This window comes from Mameliella sp. AT18 (assembly GCF_028807275.1).
GTDB lineage: Bacteria > Pseudomonadota > Alphaproteobacteria > Rhodobacterales > Rhodobacteraceae > Antarctobacter > Antarctobacter albus.
The window spans coordinates 1-14,784 of the sequence record NZ_JARAMO010000009.1; the positions used below are offsets into that span (position 1 = coordinate 1).

18 protein-coding genes are annotated in these 14,784 nt (G+C 62.7%); 14 read left to right on the forward strand and 4 right to left on the reverse strand.

The genetic code is table 11. The annotated features are described in order from the left end of the window. From PVW46_RS00905 to PVW46_RS00930, 6 genes are all read left to right on the forward strand, one after another. On the forward strand, window positions 1–385 hold a 385-nt coding region (locus PVW46_RS00905; RefSeq protein ID WP_274573875.1), incomplete at its 5' end, for an ABC transporter ATP-binding protein. Then, a complete protein-coding gene (locus PVW46_RS00910; protein ID WP_069208604.1) occupies window positions 382–972 on the forward strand; it encodes an SCO family protein in 591 nt (196 codons plus the stop codon). The genes PVW46_RS00905 and PVW46_RS00910, both read left to right, overlap by 4 nt. Next, window positions 969–1,400 carry a copper chaperone PCu(A)C gene (locus tag PVW46_RS00915; RefSeq protein WP_069208603.1) on the forward strand — a complete coding sequence of 144 codons (432 nt, stop codon included), beginning with the start codon at window positions 969–971 and terminating at the stop codon, window positions 1,398–1,400. Before PVW46_RS00910 ends, PVW46_RS00915 begins: the two co-directional genes overlap by 4 nt. Then, the gene (locus PVW46_RS00920; RefSeq protein ID WP_069208602.1) at window positions 1,390–1,965 is read left to right on the forward strand and encodes a c-type cytochrome; all 576 of its coding nucleotides are present in this window, start codon (window positions 1,390–1,392) and stop codon (window positions 1,963–1,965) included. The genes PVW46_RS00915 and PVW46_RS00920 overlap by 11 nt, the downstream gene beginning before the upstream one ends. Continuing rightward, window positions 1,962–2,687: a Crp/Fnr family transcriptional regulator gene (locus PVW46_RS00925; protein WP_052244698.1), complete on the forward strand. Its 726-nt coding sequence runs from the start codon at window positions 1,962–1,964 to the stop codon at window positions 2,685–2,687. The genes PVW46_RS00920 and PVW46_RS00925 overlap by 4 nt, the downstream gene beginning before the upstream one ends. Then, window positions 2,684–3,688 carry a YeiH family protein gene (locus tag PVW46_RS00930; protein WP_052244697.1) on the forward strand — a complete coding sequence of 335 codons (1,005 nt, stop codon included), beginning with the start codon at window positions 2,684–2,686 and terminating at the stop codon, window positions 3,686–3,688. Before PVW46_RS00925 ends, PVW46_RS00930 begins: the two co-directional genes overlap by 4 nt. Before the next feature lie 8 nt (window positions 3,689–3,696). On the opposite strand, the gene PVW46_RS00935 is transcribed toward PVW46_RS00930, so the two are convergent. Next, window positions 3,697–4,440 carry a sulfite exporter TauE/SafE family protein gene (locus tag PVW46_RS00935; protein WP_069208601.1) on the reverse strand — a complete coding sequence of 248 codons (744 nt, stop codon included), beginning with the start codon at window positions 4,438–4,440 and terminating at the stop codon, window positions 3,697–3,699. Between the two features lie 205 nt (window positions 4,441–4,645). Continuing rightward, entirely contained in the window at window positions 4,646–6,070 is a 1,425-nt protein-coding gene (locus PVW46_RS00940; RefSeq protein WP_083242210.1) for an MFS transporter, read from the reverse strand. Between the two features lie 71 nt (window positions 6,071–6,141). On the opposite strand from PVW46_RS00940, the gene PVW46_RS00945 reads away from it, so the two are divergent. The 5 genes from PVW46_RS00945 to PVW46_RS00965 all read left to right on the forward strand — a co-directional run bounded on the left by PVW46_RS00945 (window position 6,142) and on the right by PVW46_RS00965 (window position 10,688). Beyond that, on the forward strand, window positions 6,142–6,546 hold the full coding sequence (locus PVW46_RS00945; protein ID WP_069208600.1) for a helix-turn-helix domain-containing protein: 405 nt from the start codon (window positions 6,142–6,144) through the stop codon (window positions 6,544–6,546). Between the two features lie 489 nt (window positions 6,547–7,035). Then, the gene (locus tag PVW46_RS00950) at window positions 7,036–7,674 is read left to right on the forward strand and encodes a paraquat-inducible protein A (RefSeq protein WP_052244696.1); all 639 of its coding nucleotides are present in this window, start codon (window positions 7,036–7,038) and stop codon (window positions 7,672–7,674) included. After that, window positions 7,644–8,276 carry a paraquat-inducible protein A gene (locus PVW46_RS00955; RefSeq protein ID WP_069208599.1) on the forward strand — a complete coding sequence of 211 codons (633 nt, stop codon included), beginning with the start codon at window positions 7,644–7,646 and terminating at the stop codon, window positions 8,274–8,276. Before PVW46_RS00950 ends, PVW46_RS00955 begins: the two co-directional genes overlap by 31 nt. Then, window positions 8,273–10,072 carry a PqiB family protein gene (locus tag PVW46_RS00960; protein ID WP_083242208.1) on the forward strand — a complete coding sequence of 600 codons (1,800 nt, stop codon included), beginning with the start codon at window positions 8,273–8,275 and terminating at the stop codon, window positions 10,070–10,072. Before PVW46_RS00955 ends, PVW46_RS00960 begins: the two co-directional genes overlap by 4 nt. A 1-nt stretch (window position 10,073) precedes the next feature. Then, window positions 10,074–10,688: a PqiC family protein gene (locus PVW46_RS00965; RefSeq protein WP_052244694.1), complete on the forward strand. Its 615-nt coding sequence runs from the start codon at window positions 10,074–10,076 to the stop codon at window positions 10,686–10,688. Window positions 10,689–11,682: 994 nt separating this feature from the next. Here the strand turns inward: PVW46_RS00965 and PVW46_RS00970 are convergent. Next, a complete protein-coding gene (locus tag PVW46_RS00970) occupies window positions 11,683–12,564 on the reverse strand; it encodes a hypothetical protein (RefSeq protein ID WP_069208597.1) in 882 nt (293 codons plus the stop codon). A gap of 151 nt (window positions 12,565–12,715) precedes the next feature. Continuing rightward, complete coding sequence (locus PVW46_RS00975; protein WP_274573901.1) at window positions 12,716–13,060, reverse strand: AAA domain-containing protein; 345 nt, start codon at window positions 13,058–13,060, stop codon at window positions 12,716–12,718. 408 nt (window positions 13,061–13,468) lie between these two features. Here PVW46_RS00975 and PVW46_RS00980 point away from each other — a divergent pair, with 408 nt between their 5' ends. From PVW46_RS00980 to PVW46_RS00990, 3 genes are all read left to right on the forward strand, one after another. Continuing rightward, window positions 13,469–13,846: a hypothetical protein gene (locus tag PVW46_RS00980; protein ID WP_069208596.1), complete on the forward strand. Its 378-nt coding sequence runs from the start codon at window positions 13,469–13,471 to the stop codon at window positions 13,844–13,846. Between the two features lie 8 nt (window positions 13,847–13,854). Continuing rightward, window positions 13,855–14,220: a hypothetical protein gene (locus PVW46_RS00985; protein WP_139132264.1), complete on the forward strand. Its 366-nt coding sequence runs from the start codon at window positions 13,855–13,857 to the stop codon at window positions 14,218–14,220. Further along, a partial coding sequence (locus tag PVW46_RS00990; protein ID WP_274573906.1) for a transglutaminase-like domain-containing protein occupies window positions 14,210–14,784 on the forward strand: 575 nt, incomplete at its 3' end. The genes PVW46_RS00985 and PVW46_RS00990, both read left to right, overlap by 11 nt.

A 14,784-nucleotide genomic window follows, 5' to 3' on the forward strand; every position in this document is an offset into this window, starting at 1 on the left:
ACTGTCGGGCGGGATGCAGCAACGGGTCGGCATCGCGCGGGCGCTGGCGAATTACCCGTCTGTCCTGCTGATGGACGAACCTTTTGGCGCGCTCGATGCGCAAACACGCCTGATGATGCAGGAAAGCCTGCTGGATATCTGGCGCAAGTTCGGCACGACGGTTGTCTTTGTCACCCATGACGTCGACGAAGCGGTGTTCCTGGCCGACCGCGTCCTGATCATGAGCGCGGCCCCTGGGCGCATCATCGAGGACGTGCGCATCGACCTGCCCCGCCCACGCTCGACCGACATGGCCACCGAACCGGCCTACATGCAGGCGCGCCAGCACTGCCTGGCCACGATCAAGGCCGAAAGCCGCAAATCCTTCGAAAGCCAGAACGCATGAGACGCCTTGCCATTCTCCTGTCGCTCATTGCCGCGCCGCTGATGGCCCAGGTCCAGGGCGTCGAACTGGACGAGCCCGTGGCCCTGCCCGCCTTTCACCTGGAAAACGATCTGGGCGAGACCTTGGACAAGGACGCCCTAAACGGACACTGGACTCTGGTGATGTTCGGCTTTCTCTCCTGCCCCGATGTCTGCCCCTTCACCCTGGGCAACCTCGAGGCCGCGGTCTCCGAGACCTCGATGCGGGTGCGGCCGGACAATGTCCCGCAGGTGGTCTTTGTCTCGGTCGATCCGGCGCGAGATTCCGGGACGGTCAGTGACTACGCGCGCTATTTTCACCCGGATTTTCGGGGCTTCACCGGCACGCGCGACCAGATCGACACCCTGATCGAGGCGACGGACAGTTTCTATCGCCTGATGAAACCGGATGCCTTGGGCTATTACGAGGTGCAGCACAGTTCCGCGGTCTCGGTGATCGCCCCGGACGGGACTCTGCGGGCCAAGCTGCAGCCGCCGTTTGACCCCGGCGCCACCGCCGAATTCCTTGCCCGTCTGCAGATCGCCTACCGCAGGAGCCTCAACCAATGAAACGCCTTGCTGTCCTTGCCCTCTCGCTGATGATGCCTCTCGCCGCCTCCGCCGGCGGCCTGACCGTTTCGGACGCTTTTGTGCCGATGGCCCCGCCGGGCGTCATGGCCCATGCCGCCTATTTCAACCTGACCAACGACAGCCCGGAAACGCGCCGCCTGATCGGCGTCCGGGCCGAGGGATACGCGATGGCGCATCTGCACCGCTCCGAGGAGATGGGGGACGTGGCGACGATGTCGTCGGTGGATGCCATCGACATTGCCCCCGGCCAAAGCATCGTCTTCACCCCCGGCGGGCTGCACGTCATGCTGATGCATCCTGCCGCGAAGCAGGCAGAGGGCGACACGGTCCTGCTCACCCTGACGTTTGCGAACGGGGAAACCCTGCCGGTGCAGGTTCCGGTCACACGGTTGCGGCATGGGTCCTAAACCCGCGTTCATCGCCATTGCGCTGGCAATGGCGGCACCGGCCAGCGCCGATTTCGACGCCGAGGCCTTTCCGCCCTACGAACGCTGCGCGCTCTGCCACGGGCTGTTCGGGGTGTCGGCCAATGCCCGCTTTCCCAACCTCGCGGGACAAGAGCCGATCTACATCGAAAACCAGGTCCGCGCCTTCCTGTCGGGTGATCGCCACAACGACGGGGGGCAGATGAGCAGCATCGTGACCGAGCTGAAACCCGAGGAGATCGCGGTGGTGGTCGAATGGTTCTCGACCCAGGATCCACCCGCCCCGGCACCCCAGGGGAATGCCGAGGGCCGCACCCTCTACAAGGCACGGAACTGTGGCACCTGCCATGACGCCGAAACCTCGTATCTGGGCGTGCCACACCTTACCGCGCAGCATGCGGCTTACCTGGCCAAGCAGATGCGGGACTTCCGCGATGGCACGCGCGGAACGCACCTGGGGTGCCTTCCTCACGGGCCGATGATGCCTGCCGACGACGGCGAGATCGCGGCCATCGCCGCCTACCTTGCCTCGGTGCCGCGCCCATGAGCGAAGAGACCGACATCGACAACACCGGCCCCGGCGCGATCTACCTGTCGGAGTATTTCCTCGAACTCAACGAGGGCGCCGGTTTCCTCGCCAGCCTGTCCCCGGATCAGCGCAAGAAAGTCCGCAAGCTTGGCACGCGCTGCAGCTTTGCCAAGGGAGAAGGCATTTTTCACCAGGGCGCGGCCCATACCGGCGTCTGGGTGATCGAGGAAGGCCGCGTGCGGACCTTCTACACCGGCCCTTCGGGGCGCGAGATCACGCTCGCCTACTGGAGCCCGGGCCATTTCGTCGGCGGGCCAGAGGTCTTTGGCCGCGGCCGACACGTCTGGTCAGCGGATGCGCTGGAGGACTGCCAGTTGCTGTTCCTCTCCGGCACCAGCCTGCACCACCTGGTCCGGGAAGTGCCCGAAGTGGCGATCGCCGTGATCGACGGGCTGGTGGCCAAGGGCAAGAGCTATTCCGCACTGATCCAGATGCTGGGCACGCGCACCGTGTCCGAGAGGCTGCGCCAGCTGCTTGTCATCCTCGCCGATGCCCATGGGCGCGAGGAAGGCCAGACCATCGTCGTGGACCGCACCCTGACCTATGAACAGATCGCCGCCATCGTGGGCGCCACCCGACAATGGGTCACGCAATCGCTGGACAAGTTGAAATCCGCCGGCGTTCTCGAGATAACGCGCAGCGAGATCATCATCCACAACCTCGAAAGCCTGGAAGAATGAACCTAACGCGCGTCTCGCCGCCGCTGTCGATCCTCCGCGCCCGCGCCGAAGAGCACCTGCCCGGCGTCGCGGTGGCCGTGGTCATCAGCATCGCCGCCTTTGCCATCGCCGCACGCTATGACGCGCCGGTCATGCTGTTTGCGCTGTTGCTGGGCATGGCCATGTCCTTCCTGGCCGAAGATGAACGCACCGCAACCGGGATCCGGCTGGTGGCCTCGACCGGGCTGAAACTGGGGGTCGCCCTGATGGGGCTGCGTATCTCGTTCGAGCAGTTGTTTGACCTCGGCCCCGCGGTCTTCCTGCTCATCCTCCTGGGCAGCGCAAGCACGATCCTGCTGGGACTGGCCATCGGACGGGCGATGGGCTGGTCCGGGCCTGCCTCTCTGATCGCTTCCGGAGCCGTTGCCATCTGTGGCGCCTCGGCGGCTCTGGCGCTGGCCTCTGTCACCCGTGGGTTCCAAGGCAAGGATGATCACACCCTGCTGGTCATCATGACCGCGACAGCCCTGTCGACGGTTGCGATGATCTTCTACCCGGTTCTCCTCGGGCTGGCCGGGTTCGACTTTTTGCAAGAGGGCATCATCCTGGGCGCCTCCATCCACGATGTCGCGCAAGTGATCGGGGCCGGGTTCTCCGTGTCGGAAACCACCGGAGAGACCGCCACGCTGGCCAAGATGACACGGGTCGCGATGCTGCCGGTCCTGCTCTTGCTGGTGACGACCGGGACAGGACAGGCACGTGGCGGTTTCCGCCTGCCCTGGTTCGTTGTCGCCTTCGTCGTCCTGATGATGCTCAACCAGGTGGTCGCCCTGCCCGCCGCTGTCATGGACGGCAGCAGGACGTTGTCCGGCGCGCTGTTGGTCACCGCCGTCGCCGCCTTGGGCCTAGGCAGTGCGCCCCGCAAACTGCTGCGCGCCAGCGGCGGGGCCTTTGCCCTGATGGCCGGCCTGTCGATCTGGCTGCTGGCGGTTGCTGCGCTGGGTGTCTGGCTCTGGGCCTGATTTCCCGCTCAACGCAGGACGGTGAGCAAGCCGGCCAGCAAGAGAACCATAGACAACAGAGGCTGCAACCGCCCCGGCGCCAGGGCCTGCGCCCAACGGGCCCCGGCGATGACGCCGACCACAACCGGCAAGACAAGCAGTGCCACAAGCTGCACGTCGATCACGTTCAGGACCGCAAAGCCGATACAGGCACAGCCAGTCACCGGCAGCTGGATCACCTGCGCCATACCGGTCACTTCGCGCGGATCCTTCCCCAGCCAGAGCAGCGGTGGAACCAACAGCAGCGGGCCGCTTGTTCCCGACAGGGAAGAGCCCAGACCCACCATGCCGAACAGCGCGCCAAACGCCGAGACGGACATGCCGTCGGACCGGGTTGGTCCGGCATCCCGGTTCCGGAGACTGCCGACGAAACCCAGCGCACAGACCGTCACCATGCCACATGTGATGACCCCGGGCGGCACGACGGGCAGCAGGACCGCCCCGATCATGGCCCCCATCCCCGCTGGCACGAAAGACGCCAGCGCCGCCCGCCTGTCGACCCGGCCATGTCGGGCAAAGACACAGGACCCCGCAAGGCCCGAGCAGAGAGCGACCGTCATGCCCACAGGGATCGCCTGCGCAATCGGAACCTCGCAGATCAGGGCAATCATCGGAACAAGCAGCACACCCCCGACCGAGGTCGCCCCCATGAGCCCCCCGATCACAAGCGCCGAGGCCGCCAGCGCGGCAAGCTGAAGAACAGAATAATCCATACCCGTTTCAACCAGATTCCGCAGGTTGCCGCAGGCAAGTTGTTGTCACCAAGCCTTTGAAATCGGGGAAACTCCCATGTTTTTTGGTGCCTGACCACAGCCGCCGCAGGATCTGTCACGCGATCGCCAGCCCCACCCATCCGCACTTCGCTGCAGGACATGCGGTCCCTCTTGCGAAAGACCGCTTCGGAGAGGCCAGATCGGCTCAGCCACTCCGCCGGAGTGACAGTGTCCTGTATCGACCACTGGCCGGGCTCCACAGGGCCAGGGCCAATGTGACCAAGGCCAGCACCGCGGTGCCCGCGAAGGTCATCGAAAAGGCCCTTCCGACCTCCTCGGCCGTCGCTTGCGTGGCATCCCCGGTGCCCAGGAAGATGACAAAGACGGTCGACATCGCGGATGCGCCGGTCATCAGCCCAAGGTTTCGGGAAAGCCCCAGAAGCCCGGACAGCCGACCGCGTTGCGCCTGCGCGGCACCAGACATGACCGCAGTGTTGTTTGCCGCAAGGAACATCTGGAATGCCGGGGTCAAGGCCATCAGCGCGGCGACATATCCCCCGACCCCGAAGAGACGCGGCAGGTAGGCCAGGCAAAGCAGTCCAATGATGATCTGACCCAGCCCCAGGACCATCACCCGGCCTGCGCCCAGTCGGTCGGTCAACCAGCCCGCCGGGATCCCGGACACCGCGGCGACCGCAGGCCCCACTGCGAGAACAAGACCGACTTGCGCTTCGCTCAGCCCCAATGAAAAGGCCAGGAAGAATGGGCCGACCACCAGGGTGGACATCATGACCGTGCCTATGGCGAGGTTCATGGCAAAACCGATGCCCACGGCCCGGTCCCGCAACAGGCCCATCGGCACAAGCGGCGCCGCCACGCGGCATTCCAAGAAAACAAACAGAAGAATCGCGATCAGTGCACCGGACATCAGCACAGGTGGCGACACCGGTACGCCGGCAAAACCCCCGCTCGTCGCGAGGGCATATGCCGCAAGGGCCACTACCAGCACAAGCGTTCCCGGCAGATCCAGATCGCGGACGGAAACCGCATTTCGCCGGTGGTCTGACTTGATCGACCAGGCAACCAGGACCAGCGCCGCACAGGCAAACCCGGCGAGCAGCCAGAAGGCCTGGCGCCAGTCGCTCCAGGCCAGGAGCAAACCACCCAGCGACGGCCCGAGCGCCGTTCCAAAGGCAGATGTGGTCCCAAGAAGGCCCATCGACATGCCAAGCCGCCCTTCCGGAACCAGGTCACGGGCCAGGGACATCGGCAGCGCGATCAGGATCGCCCCACCCAGTCCCTGCGCGGCGCGCCCCGCAACCAGAACACCAAGACCCGGTGCGGTTGCGCAAATGACCGAGGCGACAGCGAAAAGAATGAGCCCGCCGATCAGCACGCGGCGATGACCGAAGAGGTCGCCAATGCGACCGGCCGAGACGATGGCGATGGTCACCGAGACGAGATAGGCCAAAACGACCCACTGTACCTCGGTCACCGACACGGCAAAGCTGCGGGTCAACGTGGGCAACAGGACCGAGGCAACGCTGATCCCAAGCGATGCGGATAGGGTCGCCCCTGCCAATGCGATCAAGACAGGTATGGCGGTGCGGTTCTGCAATGCGGTGTTCATGGCGGGGGTCCTCTTGCCTTGAGTGCCAGTGGACAGCTACCCTGCCACTTCAAGTCAACTTGAGGTCAACCATGAATCTTCTCGACATCGGCGCGGTGTCCAGACACAGCGGCATCCCGCCCTCGACGCTTCGGTACTACGAGGAAATCGGCCTGATCCAATCGGTCGGCCGGCACGGGCTGCGTCGGCAGTTCGATACCCCGGTGCTGACGCAACTCGCTTTGATCTCGTTGGGGAAACTGGCCGGGTTCTCGCTTGACGACATCAAGGGGATGTTCGCCGGGGATGGGTCTCCGCAATTGCCACGCCCCGAGCTGCACCAGCGCGCAGACATGCTCGATCAGCAGATCAAGGGGCTGACACGGCTGAGGGATGCCTTGCGCCATGTCGCCGATTGCCCGGCCGAGACCCACATGGACTGTCCGAAGTTCAAACGCCTGATGGAGTTTGCCAGCCGCACCGCAAACAGGCGCTAATGGAATGAGAGCAGACGGTGCGAGACGATATCCCAAGGCAGGACCAAGGACTGCGTGTCAATCGGCACAGACTATGGTCCCCTTATCGGCGTCCAAAGATGCCCCCTTCCGGCGCCACGGAAACTGGCCTTATGCGGTGTGGCCTCCACACAGCGCAGCCGCATCGGGCCAGCGGCGGTCTCGATACAAGCGGGCCTTGGAGCGGCTGCTCTTGTTGCCGATTTCCACGATGTCGCAATGATGGTTCAGGCGGTCGGGTAAGCGCGGTAGAAGACCGCGCGCTTCCCGATGCCCCTGCTGTCAACGTTAAAGACGCGCAAGGGGCTTGAAGTTTGCTGGCGCAATCAACCTGTCAGGCCAATGCCCGTCAGCCGTGAAAACCATCGCCCCGATGGACCAACGACCTACCATGCACTAACACTCGACGCGGACCAATCAGGCGGGGCCGATCATCGTCCCTGCCCAACGCGAGGCAAAGGAGGAAGGTGCGTGACAACAGAACTGCCAGCCGATTTCGCCGGCAAACCGCTCATCGCCTGTCCGACTTGCGACACCTTGCATGTCGAGCCGAGTGTTCCGACAAATCATGCCGCATGCTGCCGGCGTTGCGGTCGGGTTCTGGCCGCTCCCCGAGAGAACGCAGTGCGCAATGTTCTTGCCTTGGCAGTGACGTCGACCATCCTGATGACCGGCGCAGTCTTCTTTCCGTTCATCGAATTGCAGGCGGCGGGCCTGCACAACCGCGCTTCCGTGCTGGACGCCGCAATGGCTTTTTCGCAGGGGATCATGGCGCCGCTCGCCATTGCCGTGGCCTTTCTCATCATCCTGATTCCGACCGCCCGCCTGGTCGCGATCATCTACACCCTCCTCCCCCTGGTCCAGAAGCGGCAGCCCTACCGGTTCGCAGCACATGCCTTCAGGCTGGCCGAACGCTTGCGCCCCTGGTCGATGGCAGAGATATTTGTTCTTGGTGTCGCCGTGGCGCTGGTCAAGGTCGCCGGGCTGGCCACGGTCAGCCTTGGTCCCGCGTTCTGGGCTTTTGCAGTTCTCGTTGTCGTCAACGTCCTTCAGGACAACACGATGTGCCGGTATACAATATGGAAATCCCTGGAAACGACGCGGCGCTGATCTCGGCGCAACACGCGGGCCTGGTCGCCTGCAGCCATTGTGGCCGGGTCTATCCCCCGGGAACGGAGAGCTGTGGCCGCTGCGGCTCGGGACTGGACCCGGACGGGCGCCAGTCCCTGCAGGGCGTCTGGGCCTGGCTTGCAGCGGGGATCCTTGTCTACATCCCCGCCAACATCTACCCTATGCTGAGGACAAACACGCTGCTCGAAAGCTCGGAAAGCACGATTGTCGGCGGCGCGATCGAGCTTTTCCACCACGGCGCCTATGCGGTGGCCGCCATCGTCTTCGTCGCCAGCATCCTGATCCCGATCGGAAAATTCCTTGCCATCGGCTACTTGGCCATGAGCCTGGGACGCCGCTCGCGGATGTCGGTCCATCATCGGCACATGCTTTTCGAAGTGGTCGAATTCATCGGCCGCTGGTCCATGATCGATGTTTTCGTGGTTGCGATCCTCTCTGCCCTTGTCCATCTGGGTTCGGTCGCTAACGTTAACCCTGGGATTGCGGCAGTCAGTTTCGCGCTTTCGGTAGCCTTTACGATGTTGTCTGCGCAAAGCCTCGACCCGAGGCTGATCTGGGACGCAGACGAGGAGGACCGATGACCGAACCTTCCCCGGCAGACCCTATCGTGCGCCCGGCTCGGCGCGGGCCGATGTCGCGGCTGTCGCCTGTCTGGCTGGTACCGATCCTTGCACTTGCGGTGTCGCTGGGCATCGCCTGGCAAAGCTACGCTGAAAGGGGCGTGCTGATCGAGATCGCCTTTCCAAGCGCCTCTGGCGTGGCCGCAGAGAAGACCGAGCTGAAATACCGCGAGGTTTCTGTAGGGCTCGTCGAAACAGTCAGCTTTTCCGACGACCTGTCCGAGGTCATCGTCGCGGTGCGGGTGGATCGCAAGCTTGCGCCTTACATGGACGAGGATGCGCGTTTCTGGGTCGTCCGGCCCGAAGTGTCCGCGCAGGGCATCAGCGGTCTGAACACCGTGCTGTCGGGCGTCTACATCGAGGGCAGCTGGGATTCCGAGGCCGGAACCGCGCAGACTGCCTTTACGGGGCTGGCACGCGCGCCATTGGCCGATCCGACGCGCAAGGGCACGGCGATACAGCTGTCCGCGCGCGATGGAAATTCGATCGTGGCCGGCGCGCCGATCCTCTATCGCGGCATCCCCGTGGGGGCGGTGGAGGCACCTGAACTGACCGATACCGGCGACGGCGTCATCATACGCGGTTTCGTCGAGGCCCCACATGACCGCAACCTCTCGACCAATACGCGCTTCTGGGACATCTCGGGCGTGTCGGTTTCTCTGGGGCCGGGCGGCGTGTCGCTGGATTTCTCGTCCGTCGCCTCGCTGGTGCAGGGTGGGATCAGCTTTGACACGATGGTCGCCGGCGGCGAGGCAGTGGAACAGGGGCAGGTCTTTCCGCTCTACGCCAATCAGGCCGCGGCGCGGGCCAGCCTGCTGGACGACCCGAGCCTCGACAGCCTCAAGGTGCTGGCCGTGTTCGACGGATCCATTGGCGGCCTGTCGGAAGGGGCGATCGTCCGGTTTCGCGGCGTGCAGGTGGGCGCGGTCGAAAACGTCGCCATGATCGCCTCGGACCAAAGCGGCCGCAAGGTCGTGCAACTGCATGCGACCCTTGCCATCAATCCGGCGCGGCTGGGCCTTGGCGAAGGGGCCGGACCGGAGGACGGGCTGAATTTCCTGCGCGACTACGTCGCCCAGGGTCTGCGCGTCCGGCTGGCGACGGCAAGCCTGCTGTCAGGCCAGTTGGTCGTCGACCTCGTGGAATTGCCGGAGGCCGAGGCCGCGGAAGTCACGATGACAGAGGACAAGCTGCCGCAACTGCCCACGGTCGAGGCCGACGTCGCCGATCTGAACGCAACGGCCGAAGGCGTGTTCCAGCGGATCAACAACCTGCCCGTCGAGGAGCTTCTTGCGTCGCTGCAATCGTTGATCGACTCGGCGAATACCATCGTGGCGGCCGAGGAAACGCGCGCGCTTGTGCCCGGCATCAATGCCACGATGGCGGAATTGCAGACCCTGGTCCCGGATCTGAAGGCAACGCTCGCCAAGACCGAGGCGACACTGGAAGAGGCCCGCAAGATCACGGCTGGCCTGCGCGAAAGTGGGGCGACCGAGAACGTGAACAAGGTGTTTTCCTCGGCCGCCGCCGCGGCTGACGCGGTGGAAATTGCGGTGGCGGAACTGCCCAAGCTCACGGCGCGGCTCAATACGCTTGCCGCCCGGACCGAAAACGTGCTCAGTGCCTATGACGACAGCTCGCGCCTGATCACCAATGCCCTGTCGACGTTGCGCGATATCAGCGAGGCCGCAGACGCCTTGCGCACCTTGGCGCGGACGCTCCAAAGAAACCCGAACTCGCTGCTGATGGGACGGTGACATGACCTTCAAGACACTGGCTGCGGCCCTTGCCATATTTAGCCTGACCGCTTGCGGCACTGGTGGCCCACAGTACCTCGTGGAAAGCAAACCTTCCGACCTGCATGTGCGGGCCAGCGTCTCGACGCTGCTGGTCCGGACGGTCAGCCTGCCGACCTATGCGGCGGACGAAAAGATCGCGATCCAGGACGAGAAAGGCGTCGTGCGGGAGGCCGAGTTCGGCCTTTGGGCGGATGAGCCGGAACGCGCGACGACGCTTCAGGTGAGCCGGCAGTTGAACCAGATGACCTCTGCCAAGGTGGCACCCGAGCCCTGGCCGCTCCCGGAGCCGCCGCAGGGGGTGCTGGACATCAGGTTCGAGACCTTCATTGCCACAAATGAGAACGTGTTCCGCATGTCGGGGCAGTACTTCATGGGGTCCGAAACGCCAGACCCCATCGACGACCCGGATTTCGACAAGCCGCCGCGCCAAGTGCCTCCGCCGCTCCCATCCAAGGCGCGGCTTTTCGACATTGCCATCCCGCTTGCGAACAAGGGACCGGCCGCCATCGCCGCGGCACAAGCAGCGGCTCTCACATCCCTCACAGAAAGTATTGCCCGGGATCTGTCTCGCTGAAATGGAACGGCCAACCTGTGCTGGCCACTGCCCGCAGACCAGGTCTGACGTCCCGCTGGCTGGTGTTTCAGTTCACGATGGCAACGATCCATCAGCGGCGGCGGGCGCAATGTTTGAATTGCTTCTCGGACCAAGAGCCGGTCGCGCAAATAATGATGGTAGCCCACGCGCTGTCTGACGTCAGCGCCATTGGGACAGTTTTGGGTGATTTGGATTCCTGGCACATCGTAGGCACCAAGGCGTAAATGCAAGACAGAAACCCGGGGCCGTCCGGGGCCTTCCAATCCAGCGCTTCGGAAACCCTGCCTCCAGACGCTGTGCCGCGACACCAAGCATATCCCGCTTTTTTAGCGGCCTATCCGCCTCCGGTGCGATGAGCCAATCCAGATCTCCGCGTGCCAAGGCATTTGTCTGGCGCATCGTGCCCTAATGCGAGATCATGGAAATGAATTCAGCGCCCGGGCGCTCACTCGGCTTCCTCGGCCTTCCGCTCGGCTATGACCTCTTTCGCATCTGCGTCCCAGCGCGCCGGGCTGTTTAGCGACAGATGCGGCACCACTGCGACGGTAATGATCTTCACAGGCAGTTAATGGAACTCCTGGCCCGCGCTAACCTGAAGAGCTGCCGGTTGACCAGCTTGGCAATGGCGTGCAGCCCGGATTTGCTGGCCAGCACCAGCAGCGCGAGTTTCTCGCCCCCGAGATCTTTCGGCCATCAGCAGAGGTGCGGGGTTTGCGGCCCCTGTGCCGGTCTCGGCTTGGCACTTGTTCCAATAGGTCCTGCTTCGGTCAGATCGTTGAGGCAAGTCCTGGGGTCTCACTGACGAGAGGCCGTAAGAAGATCCGAGGCTTGCAACGCGCAAGCTGTTCCTGAATGACGCCGGAATTTCCTTTCAGAGCCTTTTTGCAAAGTTCCCAAGCAAGCCTGATAAACTCGGCCAATGCTTCGTTCGCGAGATATCGGTCGACAAAATGTCCACGAATCTTGAACTGCTTTACGACTCCTTCGATGCCCAAAAACGAGTAGTTACCAATGCCAGGAAGGATGCCTTCATCCAGATCGCGGGCTGCTCCCCCTGACTACCATTCCTCGCCGTCGCCACCGCGGCAAAAGGACTCCAGCCCTCTGAGTCATTAACTTCGGGGGGACTCTCCTCCTGCCGCTCATATTGCAGTATATCATGGATAATTCTATCGATATCAGCCGCGACTCTGGCTGGCATAATGTGGAATTTCCGGGTGGCTCGCCTCAACAACCACGGTCGCGTCATGAACGTCAAAATGAAGCATTTCTTGGCGTTAGGCTTCAACTCATCAGATTGAAAATTCTTCCGGTCTATATGAATAAGAGCACCCTCAATGTGCGAAAAGAAATGAAGCGCATATATAAATGGGATGAAAAATATGGTGAGGTAGATTGGCAGGATAAAGCACCGTGCTGTTTCTATCGTGAAGAATGTCTCCGGCTCCGCCCAGATTTGAGAGACGGAATGCCATAGAATGGTCAAAGCCGCGATGGCCAGTACCCATGTAAGCAGCTTATTGACAGTAGCGTGCTCCAGATCGCGCTCCGAGACGACTGCAAGTAACGCGATGAATGTGACAATAGGTGTCAGGATCAACTCGGTGGGCAGACTAAACGTCTTCGCAACATATATAAACTCGATCAAAGTCGTCCCGCTGAGAACGGCTGTGGCATATCCGCGAAAATGTTGTGTTCCCTCTTTGGCTTCGAATGCGCGTAACAACAATGGCAGGCCGCCGACAAAGTACCAGACAGCCGTCGGCGCAATCTGGCTGGATGTCCAAAGCCCGGTCCCGCTCTCAGACCATGCAAGAAAGCCGATCCAACCGGCAAACGATTCGAAGATAATCATAATCTTCTGTCCGCTATCGCTCGGACGACCCCTAACAGAGATTTGCGCACGTCTTTCTTTATCGACACAAGGCCAAGAATCAAAACGACCCAAGCGGCTCCCGCAATTTCACGGTTGTTGAAGTTCTGAGTGATCAACGGCCAGATTTCGTTCATTCCGGCGATCCGAGGTTTCCGCCGTCGGGAAGATACCGGTTCAACACAGCGAACACGCCTGCAGATTTCCAAAGCTGCCTATTGCCAATCACGTACAAGGAAGCTTTTGCGCGGGTAACGGCCACGTTGACCAAGTTTGGCCTTCCGCCAACCCAGGCCCGCGCTCCGTTTTGCGAAGACATCTGCGCGCCCAGAACGAAGACCACGACCCCGGCTTCACGGCCCTGAACGGTGTGAACCGTCCCGACATGTTCCCACACCCAGGCGTTCGGGCTGTCCACCCATCCATCCAGTACACGGCTTTTCAGGATTTCCGATCGCAGGTTGTCCTGCACGATCACGAAAGGCGGTTCTGCGTTTGGACTTGCCCTTGGGTCGCTGCGGACGAGATGTAGGTGCAGGAAATTCGGCGCAGCAGCCGAAAAGACTCAACACACGCCAAGGGTTCCGGCAACCCAGCCAAAGCAACGCATCATAGCTCGGCCTTCGAAAGGCCGAGCTCCGACTTGTTTTATGTAAAGAAATACTCTATACGGTGGTGAGCCAAATAGGCTTTGCCGCATCGCGCGGCGCAGCTCTCATGACATCTATGCGTACGGTGAGGATCCGGAAGAATCGGGTTCAGGCCGTGTTCCTGCCGCCGCACGTGCGTCACACGACTGCCGTGCGTTTTTGCGTGCGGCAGTCGTTTGATGACCTGTTTCGGCATCACAAAGCGACGCGGCGCTTTCTCCGCGGGAGGATTTCAAATGACCACTCCCGATTGGTTAAAGCCGGGTATCTACGGTGCCCTGCTCGGCGCTGCGGCCCTTGCCATCGTCGGTTTTTCCTGGGGCGGCTGGGTAACTGGCGGCACGGCAAAGGACAGGGCCGAGGACTTATCCCAGCAAACTCTGACCACGGCGATGGTTCCGGTCTGTCTCGACATGGCGCGCAACGATCCGCAACGCCTGGCAAAGATCGAGACGATCCGCACCGCGTCGCGCTATCAACAGCGTGATGCCCTGATGGAGGCGGGCTGGGCCACCGTGCCCGGCGCTGACGGGCCGGATCGCGATATCGCGCAGGCTTGCCTTGCCGCCATCGATCTCGCCGCGCCCGACACCGGCGAGGTCGACAAGGGATGATGCGCGGCTTGGCCCGTGTGTTAGGCCAAATCGTTGCCGTTGTCCTGTTGGCGGGGCCTGCGCTTGCACAGGTTGGCACCGGCCCGGTTCCGGCACATGCCACGACGCGCAGCTACGGCGATGGCTGGACCTGCGACCTTGGCTTTCAGCTGACCGACGGCGCCTGCGTCAAGCTGACCCTTCCTGCCAACGCCTACGCCACGGGCCGGTGTTATGGTCCGGGCTGGTCTTGCCTGCGCGGCTACGCGCCCAGCGACACGGCCTTTATCGCGATCACACTGCCTGAGAATGCACATCTCGATCGCTCGGGAACTCGATGGCGCTGCGACAAGGAGTTTACCTCGAAGAATGGAGTTTGCGCCCTTGAGCGATGACCAGCGCTGGAGACCAGCCGCCACATACACGCCCGGACTGCGGATGCATATCGGCTGCCGCATCAGCCATACATTGACCCAGCCGACACCGATGATCGCGATCCTGAACGCGCACTACTCGCGCTTTGGCGATCTAGAGCGGGCGGACTACCTCGTGACCGAGCCAAGCGTGCCGCTGGAAAGCTATCGCGACGGGTTCGGCAACTGGTGTACGCGGCTGGTGGCGCCTGCGGGCGAGTTCACGTTGACGACTGACGGGGTCTTTCGCGATACGGGGCTGCCAGATCCGTTCAAGCCGGATGCAAGACAACATGCGGTGCAGGACCTGCCCTTCGAGACGCTCGTCTTTCTGTTGGGCAGCCGGTATTGCGATACGGACCTGCTGTCGGAACGGGCCTGGGCGCTGTTTGAACACACGGCGCCCGGATGGGCGCGCGTGCAGGCGATCTGTGACTACGTCCACGCCACGATCACCTTCGACTACATGCGGGCGGATGCCACGCGGACGGCGGCCCAGACGCTTGCGGGCGGCTATGGCGTCTGCCGCGACTTCACCCATCTGGC